This window comes from Streptomyces sp. NPDC001781 (assembly GCF_053596035.1).
Genome location: NZ_JBSFFI010000051.1, coordinates 1 through 17,535 on the forward strand (window position 1 = coordinate 1; position 17,535 = coordinate 17,535).

Consider the following 17,535-nt stretch of genomic DNA (forward strand, 5'->3'; position numbering starts at 1 on the left):
CCGTCGGGGGGCGCGGGGGGGGCGGGGTCGCCCCGGGGGGGGGCCTGGGGTTTGGCGGGGGGGGGGGGGGGGGGGGGGTGCCCGCGCCGCCCGCCCCTCCCGTCGTTCTCCGCCGGGGTACCCGTCAGCCCAGTCCGCGCGAGTCCTGCTTCAGCGCGGTGTCGACGGTGAGCGCCGTCGCCACGACGAGGCTCCGCAGCGGCTCGGGCAGCGGGCGGTGGATCTGGAGGACGTAGTTGTCCGCCGTGGTGAACAGCGTCTTGGCCAGACCTTCCCAGGTCTTGGTGATGCGGGCGATCTCGGCGCCCTCGTGGTCCACGATGGCGAAGTTCCAGGCACGCCAGTTCTCCGCCTTGATCGCGCCGACCTGCCGGCCGTCCACGTTCATGGCGAAGTCGATCTTGCCGATCATGTTCTGCTGGACGATCTCACCGACCTGCGAGCCGTCCGGACGGGCCACCAGGACACGCGACTTGAAGATCTTCGCGGGGCGGGTGAGCAGCAACTGCGGCTGCCCCTGGGTGTCCCGGATCTCCAGCCGGTGCGTGAGGAACTGGTCCCAGCTCGACACGAAGCGCAGGATCTTGCGGAGCACACCCTGCCCGACCTCGGCCACCGCACCGAGTTCGCGGCCGTTCTGGTCCATGACCTTGTACTCGTTGGTCAGCTCGATGAGCTTGGCCTTCTGGTTCACGACGAGCACGGGCTCGGTGAAGAGGGTGCCGCCGGGCGTCCCGTTCGCGTCGGGGTTCGAGCCTGCGGGAATGTTCGATTGCATCGTCACCGGGGCACCCTATCGTGGCTTGATCCGTACCTGACCAGTTCATCTCCGCCAGGACGTCTGGTACGTCTCCACCTCACCGAACGCCCGCCCGCCCGGTGCCGCCGGTGACGGTCGGACACAGGTGGCGGAGTCGGCCGCCGGGGCCGGGGACCGGGCCGATGCGTTCGTGGCCGGGGGAGACGGGACGTCACCCCGGGCCCGGGTGCACGGCACCGGCGTCAGCCCGAGCCGGGCGGGCGAGGACCCGGCGCCGTCGATGACCTGAACACCGACGGGGCCGGGCCGGATCTAGCGGGCGGGGACGACCGTCAGATGGGCGCGCCGGTCCGCGGCGGGCGGCCGGCGGGGAATCATCGTCAGGCGCCGGTGGCCCAGGTCGCGCAGGAGGGGCGGGGTCTCGTCCACGACCCGGCACTCCGCGGTGCCCCGGCGCGGATCGGGATGGTGCAGCAGGCGTACGGCGCCGTCGAGCCGCGCCGCGCTCTCGCCGACCGCGTGTATCCAGTACGGCAGGCCCTGCCGGTAGGCCGCCTCCATGATCGGGTCGTGGGCCACGTCCCGGCGTATCGCCTGGAGTTCGTGGTCGTGGCCGTGCCCCTCCATCGCGGCCTTGAGCTGGGCCAGCATCGGCAGGCACCAGCCCGGCTCGTGGTCGCCGAGCACCCGGCCGGCGTCGGGATGGAAGAGGACGAAACGCAGGAAGTTGTCACCGGGCATCGCGGTGGGGTGGTGCCGGACCTCCCCGAAGAGGCCGGCGAAGGCGTCGTTGGCCAGAACGACGTTCCAGCAGTGGTCGACGACCAGCGAGGGGAACGGGGCGGCCTCCACCACGGCGGCGTAGTCGTCCAGATACTCCCGCGCCTCGCAGCTCTCGGGAACGGACCGCGCTACCGGCCGCCGCTCTCCCGCCTGATGTGCCATCGGGTGGTCACCCCTCTTGCCTTGGCCGCCTGTACGCGGCGCTGCGATCCTGCTGCTCCGAGGAGAGCCGTGTCAACTATCGTGGCATTTCATGCCTGTTGACGGCTGAAATTCGCCACAGTTGTGGCGGGACCTGGATGCGAGTTCGAACCACGGGCTACTCTCCGGGATGTTCACGGCGGCCGGGGGTGACAAGCGCACCCGATCTCGCGCGGCCCTTGAGAGACGTAGGAGTTCTGTCGGTGACGGATGGCTACGAGAATCCGGGCGCCACGGCGACCGCTCAGCTTCCGGCCGTCGTCGCCCGCGTCACCGCGCTCGCCGACCGGCTCGGTGTCCCCCACTGCGAGGTCTTCGATTCCGCCCGGCTCTCGGTGGGCAGCGGAGTCCCCGAGGGCGTGGTCAAGGCGCTGCTCACCGGTCGTCCGGCCGGTGAACCGGACGTGCAGGCCCGATTCCTGCAACGGCTGGACCTGCTGCGCCGCACCCGGCTCAAGCCCGGCGGGCGCAGATACACCCAGCAGGAGATCGCGGACGGCGCGGGCATGTCCCGGCAGCAGGCCGGCGCCCTGATCAACGGCGACCGGCGCCCGACGATGGAGCACTGCGACGCGCTCCAGCGCTTCTTCCACGTGCACGCCGGATTCCTCACGGCGGAGGACCCCGAGGCACTCGCGGGCGTCCTCCAGCACATCGAGCAGGAACTGCTCCAGAAGCTGGCGGACCGGGAGCGGGCCGACTCCGCGACGGCGCAGGACCCGCTGGAGCGGCTGCTCCAGGACCACGGCGTGCGCGGGATCGCCTGGCGCGCCGCACAGCTCCCCACCGACCAGCACCGCGACAAGGTCGCGGAGTGGCTGGACATGCTGCTGGAGAGCGTCCGGCAGCCGGGGTCGTGAACGGGATGAGGTCCAAGAACATCGCCAGGGGCATGCGGCGGCTGTGCGCCGAACTGGTCGGCCAGCTGGACCGGCGGCCCGCGCCGGTGCCGCCCGAGGAGCTGTACCGCTCGCTGTGCTCGGCCATGAGCCGCAGGCGCGGCCGTCCGGTGCACTTCCGCACGTCGGCCTTCCCGCCCGGCACGGCCAGCGGGCTGTGGCTGGACATGAGCGACCGCGATCTGGTCGTGGTGGAGGAACGCACCGCCCCCGACCACCAGTTGGTGATCCTCGGCCACGAGCTGTGGCATATGCAGACCGACCACGTCGCCCACCGGGTCGACGGTCTCGGGGTCGGCGTGGCCACCCGGCTCCTGACGGACGACACCGACCGGGACGCGCTGCGGGCGGCCGTGCACCGGGTCGCCGCACGCACCCGGTTCGACCAGGACGAGGAGCGGGAGGCGGAGACCTTCGGCCTGTTGCTGGCCAGCAAGTGCCGGACGCGGATGCGCGGTTCGTCGCTGAGCGGCCCGGTCCGCCGGGACGACGTGGCGGGACGCATCGGTGCGTCGCTGGGGTATCCGGGGCCGCAGGGCTGACACGCCCTGCGGCCGTACGGGCGACCCCGGGCGGCCCGGAGCCGACGCGTTGTCAGTGGCGGGCGGCAAGCTGGACCCCTGCGTGCCGCGAGGGGCGGTGCGCGGCGCCAGCGTGCGTGAACCGTGCCGCCGACCGGGGAGCAGACCGATGCCGACCGCCGTACTGACCGACCGTGAGCGCACCGCCGTCCAGGCCTACCTGCGGCTGCTGCACACCGTGCGCGCCACTCTCGACGGCCCACCGGACACGGCCCCGGTCACGGTCCCGCCGGCCGTGCTGGCGGAGGCCGAACGGGCGCTGGCCGGAGCGGGACTGACGGGGAACGAGGACGGGTTCTTCGAACTGCTCCGCGCCTGGTGCCCGTAGGCCCCGGCCAGGGCTCTCGTTCGGATCACGCAGGGCCCGCGGGACCCGGTCCGGACGTGAGACCGCGGGCCGCCGGTACGGTCACCGTCGTGAGGACCAGCTGGTCACCGGTGCGCCAGTGGCCGTCGAACCCCGTCAGGCGGACGCCCCCCACCAGCGGGCCGGGGACGAGGAGCCGGGCGTGGAAGGTGCCCCGGTCGTCGTGCGTGGCGACCAGCTCGATGTCGGCCTCGGAGAAGTCCAGCCAGGCGCGGGTCAGCGGGAACCACGCCTTGTACACGGACTCCTTGGCGCTGAACAGCAGCCGGTCCCAGTGCACGCCGGGCCGGGCCGCGGTCAGCGCCCGCTGCCGGTCGCGCTCGGCGGGCAGGGAGACGGAGTCGAGGACGCCCTCGGGGAGCGGGCGGTGCGTCTCGGCGTCGATGCCGAGCGAGGCGAGGTCACCGGTGCGGGCCAGGGCCGCGCACCGGTAGCCGTCGCAGTGGGTCATGCTCCCGAGCAGGCCGTCCGGCCAGACGGGCGCGCCACGCTCGCCGGTGGGCACGGGGGCGGGCACCCGGCCGAGTTTCTCCATCGCGCGCCGGGCGCAGACCCTCGCCGAGGTGAACTCCAGGCGCCGCTTGGCGACCGCGCGGCTCACCAGCGCCCGTTCCTCGGGGAAGAGCGCGGTGTCCGGGTCGTCGTCGGGGGCGCCGTACGACTCCACGGCGACCACCGTGGCCGGCAGCAGATCCTCGATCACCGGTACCCGACCTCCCACGACAGTGCGGTGCGGCACCACGACAGCACATCGCCGCGGCACGGGCAAGAGCGGCCCTCCCCGGGGCCGACGCGCCGGGGGAATCCGTAACACGCGCGTTGCACGAACCGCTCCGCGCAGGCCGTATGATCGCCCCATCACTCACCGCCCAACAACCCTTTTTCCAGGGCGGTTTGGTGACCCTTCCTTCCTCCTGTCCGGGCGCGGACCGCTGAGTTGTGCCCGAAAACCCCCGAAAGGCGGCCCGCATGGTCTCTCGCGTACGCGTCTGGCTCAACCGCACGTACGCGGAGAACGTGTTCTTCATGGATCAGCTCCGGAGAAACCCGAGCGACCGCGCCGTGGAGATCCACGCGACGCACGGTGACCCGGACTCCCCCGTGCTGGCCGCCGCCGACACCGCCGCGCTGGAGCCGGAGGGACTGTCCCCGGCCGGGTACGTCGAGTACGCGCTCGACCAGTGCGCCCGGCGCGGCATCGACGTCTTCGTGCCCCGGCTGCACCAGTCGGCGATCGTGGCGCATCGAGCCGACTTCGCCGCGGCGGGTACGGCCCTGCTGGCGCCCACGCCGCAGGCGGTGGCGGTGTTCGAGGACAAGGTGACCGCGTACGAAGCGGTCCGTTCGGTCGGTGTGCCGGTGCCGCCGTGGTCCCGGGTCCGTACGGCGGATGAACTCCTCTCAGCTGTTGAGGAGCTGGAGGCGGGCGGGCACCGGGCGTGCTTCAAGCCCGCCTCGGGTGCGGGTGGGGTCGGCTTCCGGATGATCACTCGTGAGCCCTTCTCGCTGGCCCACCTGAGCGGCTTCCCGAGCCCGTACGTGCAGCTCGACCTGGCGCTGTCCGCACTGCGGGAGGCCGAGGAGCCGGTGGACCTGCTGGTGATGCCGAGGCTGGAGCAGCCGGAGGTGTCCGTGGACTGCCTGACCGGACCGGACAACCGGGTACGGCTGATGGTGGGCCGGACCAAGAACGGCCGTCGGCGCGGCTTCACCCTGGACGAGCGCTGGCTGGAGCCGGCCCGGCTGATCGCGGAGGGCTTCGGGCTGCACTACCTGTCCAACATCCAGTTCCGCATGCTGGGCGACCGGCCCGTGCTGCTCGACGTCAACACCCGCGCGGCGGGCGGCCTGCACCAGCTCTCGCTGTGCGGAGTCAACGCGCCCTGGGCCGCCGTGCAGCTGGCGCTCGGCGAGGACCCCGGTACGGTCGAGCCGCCGTTCCTGGGCCAGGACTACGCGGTGGTCTCCGGTCCGCGCCCGCTGGGCCCGACGACCCTCACCGGTCAGGAGCCCGAGGAGACGGAGGTGCGCCTTCCCGCGCCCGTCGCGCCCCCGGCCGCGACGGCAGTCGCCGCGGCGGGAGCCGGAGCCGCGCTGCCGCTGTAGCATCCCGCCACCATCCCGGTATGGACCAATCCCGCGCTGTCTCTTGACGGTCGGATTGGCCCTTACCACTTTGGGAGGGCGCACTCTCCGCAGGCTCGGTCCGCACTTCCCGCACCTCGGTGCACTCCCGAACGCCCCCATACCATCGGGGAGATCGCGTGCGACACATTCCCGGGCGTCCCGGACGCCGGCTTCTCGCCCTGGTCGGCACCGCAGCCCTGGCACGCGGCGGGGCCGTCGCCCTGCCGGGCACCGCCGAGGCGGCCGGCGTGCTCGACAACCCAGGCTTCGAGTCGGGCGACCCATGAGGACCATCGTCACCTTCGGCACCACGACCACCGGTCCGGCCTACCACGGCGACCGGCTCATCGACCAGAGCACCCGGCAGTTCACATCGATCACGGCCGGGTTCACCGGCTGAGCCCCGTACGACCCGCGTGGGGGCCGCTCGGCGAGGCGGCCCCCACCCGCGTTCACTTCAGATACGCCAGCTCGGGGTGGGCCGCGGTGTATCCGTCGACCAGCCTGCGGGCCACGTCGACCGAGTCGATGAGCGGGTGCAGCGCGAACGCCTTCACGGCTCTCTCCCGCGCTCCCGATCCGGCGGCCGCCAGCACCTCCCGCTCGACCGCCTTGACCGAGCAGACCAGCCCGGTGGCGTGGCCGGGCAGAGGATCCGCGGCCAGCGGGTGCGCGCCGTCCGCGCCGACCAGGCAGGGCACCTCGATCACCGCGTCGGCGTCCAGCACGGTGAGTGTGGAGCGGTTGCGGACGTTGAGGATCAGGGTGGTGCGCTCGTCCCGGGCGATGGCCCGCATCAGCGCGAGCGCCACCTGCTCGTAGCCGCCCGACAGATCCTCCTCCTCGCGCTCCCCGGCCCCGGCGCTCTCCCGGTTCTCCGCCATGTACGTCGCCTCGCGCTCGGCCCGGGTCTCCTCCCAGGCCCGCAGCGCGGACCCGCCGGGGCGCAGCGCGTCGGTGTAGAACCGGGACTGCTGGTCGCGCAGGAAGGCGCCACGGGTCTGCCCGGCCTCCTGGTAGGCGCGTACGGTCTCCCGGTTGAAGTAGTAGTAGTGCAGGTACTCGTTGGGGATCGCGCCGAGGGAGCGCAGCCACTCCGGGCCGAACAGCCGCCCCTCCTCGAAGGAGCCGAGCCGGTCCAGGTCGGCGAGCAGGCGAGGCAGTTCGTCGCGTCCGGCGACGCGCAGGCCGCGCACCCAGCCGAGGTGGTTGAGGCCGACGTAGTCGACGAACGCCTCGTCGGGATCGGCGCCGAGGGCGCGGGCGACGCGGCGGCCGAGACCGACGGGGGAGTCGCAGATGCCGATGACGCGGTCGCCGAGGTACCGGGACATGGCCTCGGTGACCAGCCCGGCCGGGTTGGTGAAGTTGATGACCCAGGCGTCGGGCGCCAGCCGGGCAACCCGCCGCGCGATGTCGGCGGCGACGGGCACGGTCCGCAGGCCGTACGCGATACCACCCGCGCCCACCGTCTCCTGCCCGAGGACCCCCTCGGCCAGCGCCACCCGCTCGTCCTCGGCCCGCCCGCGCAGTCCGCCGACCCGGATCGCGGAGAACACGAAGTCGGCCCCGCGCAGCGCGTCGTCCAGATCGGTGGCCGCCCGCACGGCGGGTGCGTCAGGCACCCCGTCCGCCTGCTCGGCCAGTACCCGCGTCACCGCGTCCAGCCGTCCGGCGTCCACGTCGTACAGGACGACCTCACTCACCCGCCCCGCGCCCCGGTCCCCCAGCAGCGCGCCGTACACGAGCGGCACCCGGAACCCGCCGCCGCCCAGAATCGCCAGTCTCATGTCCCACCCTTTCGGCACGCCCTGGTCCGATCATGGCATGCGGGGCCGGAGGGGACGGCGGGCGGCGTGTCCCGCGGGGCAGGCGCTCCGCACCGGCAACGACGCATTCAGGCAGTGAACTCCCTTTCCTGGTACGGACTTTCTTTGTTTCAACCCTTGACGCCCGCAGGTGGGAGGAGCACATTGTGCGCACCCTGAGAGCGCTCTCACGCGCCCTGCGGGGTCCCCGCACCCCATCCCGTACCCCGGAAGGCACCCCCATGAGTGAAACCTCCGGTACCTCGCCGGCCGGCGGCAGAAGCCGGCGTTCCGTCCGGCGGGCGCTGGTCGCCGCCCTCGGCACACTCGGACTCGCGGCCGCGGCAGCGGTGGCCGGCGTCGCGCCCGCCGACGCGTCGGCCCCGGCACCGCCGTCCGGCTGGACCCAGGTGTTCCTGGACGACTTCAACGGCTCGGCGGGCTCCGGTGTCAACACCGCCAACTGGCAGTACGACACCGGGACCTCGTATCCGGGCGGTGCCGCCAACTGGGGCACCGGCGAGGTCGAGACGATGACCAGCAGCACCGGCAACGTCGCGCTCGACGGCAACGGCAATCTGCGGATCACGCCGCGCCGCGACTCTTCCGGCCGCTGGACCTCGGGCCGCATCGAGACCAACCGCACCGACTTCCAGCCCCCGGCGGGCGGCAAGCTGCGGGTGCAGGCGCGCATCCAGATGCCGAACGTGACGGGCGCGGCCGCCAAGGGCTACTGGCCGGCGTTCTGGGCGCTGGGCGCGCCGTACCGGGGCAACTACCAGAACTGGCCGGGCGTCGGCGAGCTGGACATCATGGAGAACGTCCAGGGCCTGAACACCGTCTGGTCCACGTTCCACTGCGGCACCAACCCGGGCGGCCCGTGCAACGAGACCACCGGCGTCGGCAACTCGGTCGCCTGCCCCGGCAGCACCTGTCAGTCCGCCTTCCACACCTACGCGATGGAGTGGGACCGCTCGACCGCGGTCGAGGAGATCCGCTTCTACGTCGACGGCGTCAACCTGCACACCGTGCGGGCGAACCAGTTCGACGCGACGACCTGGAACAACGCCACGAAGCACGGCTACTTCCTCATCCTCAACGTGGCGATGGGCGGCGGCTTCCCGGGCGCCTTCGGCGGCGGACCCTACGCCGACACCGAGCCGGGCCACCCGATGACCGTGGACTACGTCCAGGTGCTCCAGTCCGGCAGCGGCGGCGGCACCACTCCCCCGCCCTCCGGCCGCCGCGACGCCTACGGCACCGTCCAGGCCGAGTCCTACGACAGCCAGTCCGGCGTGAGCACCGAGACCACCACGGACGCCGGTGGCGGCCAGAACCTCAGCTACGTCTCAAACGGTGACTGGGCGCAGTACAAGGGCGTCGACTTCGGCTCCGCGCCCGCCACACAGTTCAAGGCCCGCGTCGCCGGCGGGGCGGCGCCCGGGGTGGGCGGGCTGGTCGAGGTACGGCTCGACAGCCGCTCCAACGCCCCCGTCGGCAGCTTCGCCGTGTCCGGCACCGGCGGCTGGCAGAACTGGCAGACCATCCCGGCCAACATCAGCTCCGTCACCGGCACCCACGACGTCTACCTCACCTTCAGCAGCGGCCAGCCGGCCGACTTCGTGAACGTCAACTGGTTCACCTTCACGCACTGACGAGAGGCGGCGCCGGGCACGGGGTCCGGCGCCGCTGATCGTCAGTAGTTCCAGCGGTTCCGGCTGCCGTCGCTGCGGCAGTGGATGAGCCGGCCGTTGCCCGCGTGGGTGGAGCGGCCGACGTCCGCGTTGCGGCAGAACTGGCCGGCGTTGTAGCAGTTGCCGGCGTTCGACGTGATCTCGCAGGTGGTGCCGACACCGCCGCCGGTGGAGCCACCGGTCGTGGAACCGGCCGAGGAGGAGCCGCCCGAGGAACCGGAAGACCCGCCGCTGCCGCTGTCCGCGGCGACCGGGGGCGTATAGTCCGGGTCGTTGGTCCTGTCCTTGTACGTTCCCGTAGCCGCCGGGCACCCGCCCCTGGTCAGCCACAGCGTGACATCCCGGTCGCCCACGACCTTCGTCCCGGCGTCCGGCGACTGGAAGCACACCTTCCAGCCGTCGTGCTCCCCGGCGACCCGCTCGTCCTTGTAGGACGCCTTGACGGAGATCTCACCCTTCGTCACCCCGCCGACCGCCTTGGCGGCGGCCGCGTACGTACGGCCGATCACACCCGGCATGGCCGGCCACGGGATCGGACGCCCGTCCGCCTCGGGGCACGGCGCCCCGGACGCGACGGCCCCGAAGTCGACGCTGTCCCGGCCGTACTTCTCGAAGCAGACCGTCCAGTCGTCCGCCGGGGAGGCGTCCTTCTGGCTCGCGTCGTGCGCGGTGACGCGGTAGCCATGTTCCTTCGCGGCCCCGGTCGCGTCGGCGACCGTGCTGTCCACCTGGCTCGCCATCAGGGCGGGCGTCGCCGTGACGGTCGCGGTGACCGTCACCGTGGGGCCCGGCTTGACGGCCGCGGCCGCCTTCTCGTCGTCCCCGCCACCGCATCCGGTGACGAGGGCGCATATCAGCAGCCCGGCCCCGACGCCCTTCAGCCATGCCTTGCGCGCGCCGCGGACCGGCGCCTGCGATCGTCCCGGACGATTCATGGGTCCCCCCTGTGCTCTCCCACACTGTGCGTGTGCGAGACCTGTGAAGAACCCGGGAAGTTGCCTTCACAACCGAAGCGAGACCGGAACGTGACACGGGGTGAGGGCGGAACGTCAGCTCAGCTCCGCCCGGAACCCGACAGGGGTGACTCCGGTGTGCAGGTGGAAGTACTTGGAGAAGTTGGCCGCGTCCGGGAAGCCGACGGCCGCGCCGACCCGGCCGATGGGCATGTCGGTGTGGGCGAGGAGGCGCTTGGCCTCCAGGATCACGCGTTTGTCGATGAAGCCCTTGGGGGTCTGGCCGGTGGCGGCGCGGACCGCGCGGACCAGGGTGCGGCGGGAGTAACCGAGCGCGTCCGCGTAGGCGTTGACGCTGTGGTTGGAGTGGAAGCCGCGCTCGACCGCGTCCCGGAACAGGGTGAAGGTGGTGTCCGTCCGGCTCCGGTCGGCCTCGGCGGAGCTTGCCGCGAGGTGGGCGAGGCGGAGCAGGAACGCGGTCAGACTGTGCCGCAGGACGGCCGTGTGCAGGCTGATCGGCAGGGTCGCGGTGTCCTCGTACTCGCGGCCGAGCTGGGCGAGGGAGTCCCTGAGCGCGGCGCGCTGCGCCGGGCCGGGGTGCAGCAGCGGCGGCAGGTCGTAGCGATACAGGCCGGTCGCCTCGACGGTGGAGCGGGGCAGGAAGCCGGGCTGCATGGTCAGCACGGTGCCCCGGTACCGGCTGGTGCGGGAGAAGCGGTGCACCTGACCGGGGCGGATCCAGAGCACGTCGCCCGCGCCCGCCTCGTACTCGGCGAAGTCGATCATGTGCCGGACCGGGCCCTCGGTGAACAGCATCACCACATGGAAGTCGATGCGATGGACCCGGTCCAGCGGGGCATCCGCATGCCAGGTGCGGTCCTCACCCATGGCGCCGACCTGCATGCCGACACCGCCCACGGCCAGCTCGGCCGGGAAGGGGAATGTTCTGATCACGTCACCGTCCGTGCCGCGATCCGCACCTTGAGGCGTTCTGTCCGCCATGTTCGATTTGCCGTTCCTGTCAAGCGATCGGTGTCCCAGATTCACCACAGGCTGACACACCCCGACCTTTCCGCGAAAAAGTCAGACTTTTAAGTTTGAACGCGTTTGATGAGTATCCCCGCTTCTGAAGAGGACTTCTTGAAGATGAGCACGCAGACACCCGAGAGCTTCGAGTGGACCGATCTCGACCGCCGCGCCGTCGATACGGCCCGGCTTCTCGCGGCCGACGCGGTGCAGAAGGTCGGCAACGGCCACCCCGGAACCGCGATGAGCCTGGCGCCTGCCGCGTACACGATCTTTCAGAAGGTGATGAAGCACGACCCGGCAGACCCGGAGTGGACCGGCCGTGACCGCTTCGTCCTCTCCCCCGGTCACACCTCGCTGACCCTCTACACCCAGCTCTTCCTCGCCGGGTACGAGCTGGAGCTGGACGACCTCAAGGCGTTCCGCACCCAGGGCTCCAAGACGCCCGGCCACCCCGAGTACGGGCACACCGCCGGTGTGGAGACCACCACCGGCCCGCTCGGCCAGGGCGCCGCCAACGCGGTGGGCATGGCGATGGCCGCCCGCTACGAGCGCGGTCTCTTCGACCCGGAGGCCCCCGAGGGCACCTCCCCCTTCGACCACACCATCTGGGCGATCGTCTCCGACGGCGACCTGGAGGAGGGCGTCTCCTCCGAGGCGTCCTCGCTCGCCGGCCACCAGAAGCTCGGCAACCTCGTCTTCCTCTACGACGACAACCACATCTCCATCGAGGGCGACACCGAGACCGCCTTCTCCGAGGACGTGCTCAAGCGGTACGAGGCGTACGGCTGGCACACCCAGCGCATCGAGCCCACCGCCGACGGCGACGTGGACGTCCCCGCGCTGCACGCCGCGCTGGAGGCCGCGAAGGCCGAGACCGGCCGCCCCTCCATCATCGCCATGCGCACGATCATCGCCTGGCCCGCGCCGACCGCGCGGAACACCGAGGCGTCCCACGGCTCCGCCCTGGGCGACGAGGAGATCGCGGCCACCAAGCGCGTCCTGGGCTTCGACCCGGAGCAGACCTTCGAGGTCTCCGAGGAGGTCCTGCGCCACGCCCGCCGCGCCCTGGACCGGGGCGCCGAGGCGCACGCCGCCTGGGACAAGAAGATCGCCGAGTGGCGCACCGCCCAGCCCGAGCGCGCCGCGCTGTTCGACCGTGTCTCCAAGGGCGAGCTGCCCGAGGGCTGGCAGGACGCGCTCCCGGCGTTCGAGGAGGGCAAGTCCGTCGCCACCCGTGCCGCGTCCGGCAAGATCCTCCAGGCGCTCGGCCCGGTGCTGCCGGAGCTGTGGGGCGGCTCGGCGGACCTCGCCGGCTCCAACAACACCACGATCGACAAGACCAGCTCCTTCCTGCCGAAGGGCAACCCGCTGCCCGAGGCGAACCCGTACGGCCGTACCGTCCACTTCGGTATCCGTGAGTTCTCCATGGCCGCGGAGATGAACGGCATCGCCCTGCACGGCAACACCCGCATCTACGGCGGCACCTTCCTGGTGTTCTCCGACTACATGCGCAACGCCGTCCGTATGTCGGCCCTGATGCAGCTCCCGGTCACCTACGTGTGGACGCACGACTCGATCGGCCTCGGCGAGGACGGCCCGACCCACCAGCCGGTCGAGCACCTGGCCGCGCTGCGCGCGATCCCGGGCCTGAACGTGGTCCGCCCGGCGGACGCCAACGAGACCGCCGTCGCCTGGGCCGAGATCCTGAAGCGGCACGCGACCGACCCGGCCCCGCACGGTCTCGCCCTCACCCGTCAGGGCGTACCGACGTACGCTCCGAACGAGAACGCGGCCAGGGGCGGCTACGTCCTCGCCGACTCCTCGACCGAGGTCCCGGAGGTGATCATCATGGCGACCGGCTCCGAGGTCCAGCTCGCCATGGCCGCCCGTGACGCCCTGGAGGCCGAGGGCACCGGCACGCGCGTGGTGTCCATGCCGTGCGTGGAGTGGTTCGACCAGCAGCCGGCCGCCTACCGCGAGAGCGTCCTGCCGGCCGCCGTGAAGGCACGCGTCTCCGTCGAGGCGGGCATCGGCCTGACCTGGTACCGCTATGTGGGTGACGCCGGCCGCATCGTCTCCCTGGAGCACTTCGGCGCCTCCGCCGACGCGAACGCCCTGTTCGCCGAGTACGGCTTCACCCCCGAGAACGTCGCCGCCGCCGCCCGCGCCTCGCTGGCCGCCGCGCGCGCCTGATCCCCCGCGACACAGAATTACGCGACGAAGAAAGATGAGCACTGTGACCGAAGCAATCAGCACCCCCGGATCCCTCAAGCGTCTCGCCGACGAGGGTGTGTCGGTGTGGCTGGACGACCTGTCGCGCAAGCGGATCACCTCGGGCGACCTGGCCGCCCTCGTGACGGACGGCGGCGTCGTCGGCGTCACCACCAACCCGTCGATCTTCCAGGCCGCCATCGGCTCCGGTGAGGGGTACGAGGAGCAGCTCACCGACCTCGCCGAGCGCGGTGTCACGGTCGACGAGGCCGTGCGCATGATGACGACCGCCGACGTGCGCGACGCGGCCGACGTGCTGCGCGGGGTGTACGACGCCACCGGGGGCCGGGACGGCCGGGTCTCCATCGAGGTGGACCCCCGTCTGGCCCACAACACCGTCGCCACGGTCGCCGAGGCCAAGCAGCTCTTCTGGCTGGTCGACCGCCCCAACGTGATGATCAAGATCCCGGCCACCGAGGCGGGCCTCCCGGCCATCACCGAGGTCATCGGCCTGGGCATCAGCGTCAACGTGACCCTGATCTTCTCCCTGGAGCGCTACCGCGCCGTCATGGACGCCTACCTGGCGGGCCTGGAGAAGGCCAGGGAGCGCGGCCTGGACCTGTCGAAGATCCACTCCGTGGCGTCCTTCTTCGTGTCCCGCGTGGACTCCGAGATCGACAAGCGCCTGACCGCGATCGGCACCGACGAGGCCCTCGGTCTGAAGGGCCGCGCCGCCCTGGCCAACGCCCGTCTGGCCTACGAGGCCTACGAGGACGTCTTCGCCTCCGCCCGCTGGCAGGCGCTCACCGGCACCGGTGCGAACAGGCAGCGCCCGCTGTGGGCCTCCACCGGTGTGAAGGACCCGGCGTACAAGGACACCCTGTACGTGGACGAGCTGGTCGCCCCCGGCACCGTCAACACGATGCCCGAGGGCACGCTCAAGGCCACCGCCGACCACGGTGACATCACCGGCGACACGGTGACCGGCCGCTACGAGCAGGCCCGCGCCGACCTCGCCGCGGTGGAGAAGCTGGGCATCTCCTACGACGAGGTCGTCCAGCAGCTCGAGGACGAGGCCGTCGCCAAGTTCGAGGCGGCCTGGCTGGAGCTGCTGGGCGCCGTGACCGAGTCCCTGAAGAGCAAGGGAGTGGACGCGTAATGACGAGCAAGTCAGGCGAGCCGAAGGCGGCGGCCACCGCCAAGGCCGAGCCGGAGGCGGAGCCGAAGCCGGCCCCCGCCGAGGCGGAGTCCAAGGCGCGCAGGACGCGGACCAAGGCGAAGCCCGCCGCGGTCCGCGGGGCCGAGGACCTCCAGGTCTCGCTCACGCCGGCCGCCGAGTGGGACAACCCGCTGCGCGACCCCCAGGACCGCCGGCTGCCCCGTATCGCGGGGCCGTCGGGCCTGGTGATCTTCGGCGTCACGGGTGACCTGTCGCGCAAGAAGCTGATGCCGGCCGTCTACGACCTGGCCAACCGCGGTCTGCTGCCGCCGGGCTTCTCCCTGGTGGGCTTCGCCCGCCGCGACTGGGAGGACCAGGACTTCGCGCAGGTCGTGCACGACGCGGTCAAGGAGCACGCGCGTACGCCGTTCCGCGAGGAGGTCTGGCAGCAGCTCGCCGAGGGCATGCGCTTCATCCCCGGCGACTTCGACGACGACACCGCCTTCGACCAGCTCAAGCAGGCCGTCGACGAGCTGGACGCCTCCCGCGGTACCGGCGGCAACTTCGCGTACTACCTCTCGGTGCCGCCGAAGTTCTTCCCGAAGGTCGTCCGGCAGCTCAAGAAGCACGGTCTGGCGGACGCCCCCGAGGGCTCCTGGCGCCGTGCGGTCATCGAGAAGCCGTTCGGTCATGACCTGGAGAGCGCGCACGAGCTGAACAAGGTCGTGCACGAGGTGTTCGAGCCGGACCAGGTGTTCCGGATCGACCACTACCTGGGCAAGGAGACCGTCCAGAACATCATGGCGCTCCGGTTCGCCAACCAGATGTACGAACCCATCTGGAACCGGTCCTACGTCGACCACGTGCAGATCACGATGGCCGAGGACATCGGCATCGGCGGCCGCGCGGGTTACTACGACGGCATCGGCGCCGCCCGTGACGTGATCCAGAACCACCTTCTCCAGCTCATGGCGCTCACCGCCATGGAGGAGCCGATCGCCTTCGACGCGGACGCGCTGCTCACCGAGAAGCTGAAGGTCCTCAAGTCGGTCCGCCTCCCGGACGACCTGGGCGAGCACACCGTGCACGGCCAGTACGCGGCGGGCTGGCAGGGCGGCGAGAAGGTCGTCGGCTACCTCGACGAGGAGGGCATCGACCCCAAGTCGAAGACCGACACCTACGCGGCGCTGAAGCTGGAGATCGACAACCGCCGCTGGGCGGGCGTGCCGTTCTACCTGCGCACCGGCAAGCGGCTGGGCCGTCGCGTCACCGAGATCGCGGTCGTGTTCAAGCGCGCCCCGCACTCGCCGTTCGACTCCACCGCCACGGAGGAGCTGGGCCAGAACGCCATCGTCATCCGGGTCCAGCCGGACGAGGGCATGACCGTCCGCTTCGGCTCCAAGGTGCCCGGCACCTCGATGGAGATCCGCGACGTGTCGATGGACTTCGCCTACGGCGAGTCCTTCACCGAGTCCAGCCCCGAGGCGTACGAGCGGCTCATCCTCGATGTGCTGCTCGGCGACGCCAACCTGTTCCCGCGCACCCAGGAAGTGGAAGAGTCCTGGAAGATCCTCGACCCGATCGAGCGCTACTGGAGCGAGCACGGCACTCCGGCGCAGTACGCGTCCGGAAGCTGGGGACCCGAGGAAGCGGACGAGATGCTCGCACGAGACGGACGGAGCTGGCGCAGGCCATGAAGATCGACCTGACCGACACCACGGCAAGCAAGATCAACAAGGCGTTGGTGGAGGGCCGCCGCGCCATCGGCACCCCGGCTGTGGGCATGGTCCTGACGATGGTCATCGTCACGGACGAGGAGAACGCCTACGACGCCATCAAGGCGGCCGAGGAAGCCTCGCACGAGCACCCCTCGCGCACCCTGGTCGTCATCAAGCGCCACCGGCGCAACCTGCGCGACCGGACCAGCTCCCGGCTCGACGCCGAGGTCCGGGTCGGCTCCGAGGCCGGCACCGGCGAGACGGTCGTGCTGCGAACCTACGGCGAGGTGTCCGACCACGCGGGTTCCGTGGTGCTGCCGCTGCTGCTGCCCGACGCCCCGGTGGTCGTCTGGTGGCCGGTGGACGCGCCGGAGGCCCCCTCGAAGGACTCCCTGGGCGCGCTCGCCCAGCGCCGGATCACCGACCTGTACGCGGTCGACCGGCCGCAGGAGGTCCTGGAGACCCGTGCCCGTACCTACGCCCCCGGCGACACCGACCTGGCCTGGACCCGGCTCACCCCGTGGCGCTCGATGCTCGCGGCCGCGCTGGACCAGGCGCGGGTCAAGGTGACCTCGGCCGCCGTGGAGGCGGAGGCGGACAACCCCAGCGCCGAGCTGCTCGCGCGCTGGCTGGAGGCCCGGCTGCACGTCAAGGTGGACCGCGTCGTCTCCGAGGGCCCGGTGGTCACCGCCGTGCGCCTCGGCACCGACGAGGGCGAGATCGTCATCGACCGCCCGGAGGGCCCCCTCGCCACGCTGACCCTGCCGGGCCAGCCGTCGCGCACCCTGGCCCTGAAGGTCCGCCCGACCTCGGAGCTGATCGCCGAGGAGCTGCGGCGCCTCGACGCGGACGAGATGTACGCCATCGCCCTGACCGGCGAGGCACCCAAGGAGAACGCCTGATGTCCGACGCATCGTCAGACACCCCCAAGCTCACCCGGCGCCCCGAGTGGACGGCCCTGGCCGACCACCGCGCCGGCGGTCAGCCGCACCTGCGCGAGCTGTTCGCCGCCGATCCCGGCCGGGCCGAGCGCTACGTCGTCCGGGTGGGCGACCTGCACATCGACTACAGCAAGCACCAGATCTCCGACGAGACCCTGGCCCTGCTCCAGGAACTGGCCGTCGCCACGGATGTGTTCGGGCAGCGGGATGCGATGTTCCGTGGTGAGCGGATCAACACGACCGAGGACCGGGCGGTGCTGCACACCGCGTTGCGTGCTCCCCGGGGCGCGGTGGTCGAGGTCGG

Annotated in this window: 16 protein-coding genes and 1 pseudogene; 11 read left to right on the forward strand and 6 right to left on the reverse strand. The window is 71.6% G+C overall.

What is annotated here, in order from left to right:
- Positions 1–124: 124 nt before the first annotated feature.
- Positions 125–778 (reverse strand): LURP-one-related/scramblase family protein, encoded by a 654-nt coding sequence (locus ACWCV3_RS27905; RefSeq protein WP_451229846.1) that lies wholly within the window; start codon positions 776–778, stop codon positions 125–127.
- Positions 779–1,072: 294 nt separating this feature from the next.
- A complete protein-coding gene (locus ACWCV3_RS27910) occupies positions 1,073–1,705 on the reverse strand; it encodes an MmyB family transcriptional regulator (protein WP_451229806.1) in 633 nt (210 codons plus the stop codon).
- 242 nt (positions 1,706–1,947) lie between these two features.
- Between ACWCV3_RS27910 and ACWCV3_RS27915 the strand changes: the two genes are divergently transcribed.
- The 3 genes from ACWCV3_RS27915 (at position 1,948) to ACWCV3_RS27925 (ending at position 3,552) form a co-directional block, all read left to right on the forward strand.
- A complete protein-coding gene (locus ACWCV3_RS27915; RefSeq protein ID WP_451229809.1) occupies positions 1,948–2,604 on the forward strand; it encodes a helix-turn-helix domain-containing protein in 657 nt (218 codons plus the stop codon).
- Between the two features lie 32 nt (positions 2,605–2,636).
- A complete protein-coding gene (locus tag ACWCV3_RS27920; protein WP_451229849.1) occupies positions 2,637–3,185 on the forward strand; it encodes a toxin-antitoxin system, toxin component in 549 nt (182 codons plus the stop codon).
- 148 nt (positions 3,186–3,333) lie between these two features.
- Complete coding sequence (locus tag ACWCV3_RS27925; RefSeq protein ID WP_451229811.1) at positions 3,334–3,552, forward strand: hypothetical protein; 219 nt, start codon at positions 3,334–3,336, stop codon at positions 3,550–3,552.
- Positions 3,553–3,577: 25 nt separating this feature from the next.
- Here ACWCV3_RS27925 and ACWCV3_RS27930 read toward each other — a convergent pair whose 3' ends face one another.
- On the reverse strand, positions 3,578–4,294 hold the full coding sequence (locus tag ACWCV3_RS27930; protein WP_451229813.1) for a 4'-phosphopantetheinyl transferase family protein: 717 nt from the start codon (positions 4,292–4,294) through the stop codon (positions 3,578–3,580).
- A gap of 266 nt (positions 4,295–4,560) precedes the next feature.
- Here ACWCV3_RS27930 and ACWCV3_RS27935 point away from each other — a divergent pair, with 266 nt between their 5' ends.
- Both ACWCV3_RS27935 and ACWCV3_RS27940 read left to right on the forward strand, forming a co-directional pair.
- The gene (locus ACWCV3_RS27935) at positions 4,561–5,697 is read left to right on the forward strand and encodes an ATP-grasp domain-containing protein (protein ID WP_451229816.1); all 1,137 of its coding nucleotides are present in this window, start codon (positions 4,561–4,563) and stop codon (positions 5,695–5,697) included.
- Positions 5,698–5,855: 158 nt separating this feature from the next.
- The gene (locus ACWCV3_RS27940; protein WP_451229819.1) at positions 5,856–6,005 is read left to right on the forward strand and encodes a hypothetical protein; all 150 of its coding nucleotides are present in this window, start codon (positions 5,856–5,858) and stop codon (positions 6,003–6,005) included.
- A 165-nt stretch (positions 6,006–6,170) separates the two neighbouring features.
- Here ACWCV3_RS27940 and ACWCV3_RS27945 read toward each other — a convergent pair whose 3' ends face one another.
- A complete protein-coding gene (locus ACWCV3_RS27945; protein ID WP_451229822.1) occupies positions 6,171–7,508 on the reverse strand; it encodes a 6-phospho-beta-glucosidase in 1,338 nt (445 codons plus the stop codon).
- Positions 7,509–7,768: 260 nt separating this feature from the next.
- Between ACWCV3_RS27945 and ACWCV3_RS27950 the strand changes: the two genes are divergently transcribed.
- Positions 7,769–9,181: a glycoside hydrolase family 16 protein gene (locus tag ACWCV3_RS27950; protein ID WP_451229825.1), complete on the forward strand. Its 1,413-nt coding sequence runs from the start codon at positions 7,769–7,771 to the stop codon at positions 9,179–9,181.
- Positions 9,182–9,222: 41 nt separating this feature from the next.
- Here the strand turns inward: ACWCV3_RS27950 and ACWCV3_RS27955 are convergent, their stop codons facing one another.
- Positions 9,223–10,155 (reverse strand): PASTA domain-containing protein, encoded by a 933-nt coding sequence (locus tag ACWCV3_RS27955; protein WP_451229828.1) that lies wholly within the window; start codon positions 10,153–10,155, stop codon positions 9,223–9,225.
- A 114-nt stretch (positions 10,156–10,269) separates the two neighbouring features.
- Complete coding sequence (locus ACWCV3_RS27960; protein ID WP_451229831.1) at positions 10,270–11,175, reverse strand: helix-turn-helix domain-containing protein; 906 nt, start codon at positions 11,173–11,175, stop codon at positions 10,270–10,272.
- Positions 11,176–11,319: 144 nt separating this feature from the next.
- On the opposite strand from ACWCV3_RS27960, the gene tkt reads away from it, so the two are divergent.
- From tkt to ACWCV3_RS27985, 5 genes and pseudogenes are all read left to right on the forward strand, one after another.
- On the forward strand, positions 11,320–13,395 hold the full coding sequence (tkt, locus tag ACWCV3_RS27965; RefSeq protein WP_451229834.1) for a transketolase: 2,076 nt from the start codon (positions 11,320–11,322) through the stop codon (positions 13,393–13,395).
- Between the two features lie 34 nt (positions 13,396–13,429).
- A complete protein-coding gene (gene tal / locus ACWCV3_RS27970; RefSeq protein ID WP_451229837.1) occupies positions 13,430–14,572 on the forward strand; it encodes a transaldolase in 1,143 nt (380 codons plus the stop codon).
- Positions 14,572–16,269, forward strand: a complete 1,698-nt coding sequence (gene zwf / locus ACWCV3_RS27975; RefSeq protein WP_451229840.1) for a glucose-6-phosphate dehydrogenase — start codon at positions 14,572–14,574, stop codon at positions 16,267–16,269. Before tal ends, zwf begins: the two co-directional genes overlap by 1 nt.
- Entirely contained in the window at positions 16,266–17,192 is a 927-nt protein-coding gene (gene opcA, locus ACWCV3_RS27980) for a glucose-6-phosphate dehydrogenase assembly protein OpcA (protein ID WP_451229843.1), read from the forward strand. Before zwf ends, opcA begins: the two co-directional genes overlap by 4 nt.
- Positions 17,192–17,535: pseudogene (locus tag ACWCV3_RS27985) on the forward strand (glucose-6-phosphate isomerase); the annotation flags it as partial. The gene opcA and the pseudogene ACWCV3_RS27985, both read left to right, overlap by 1 nt.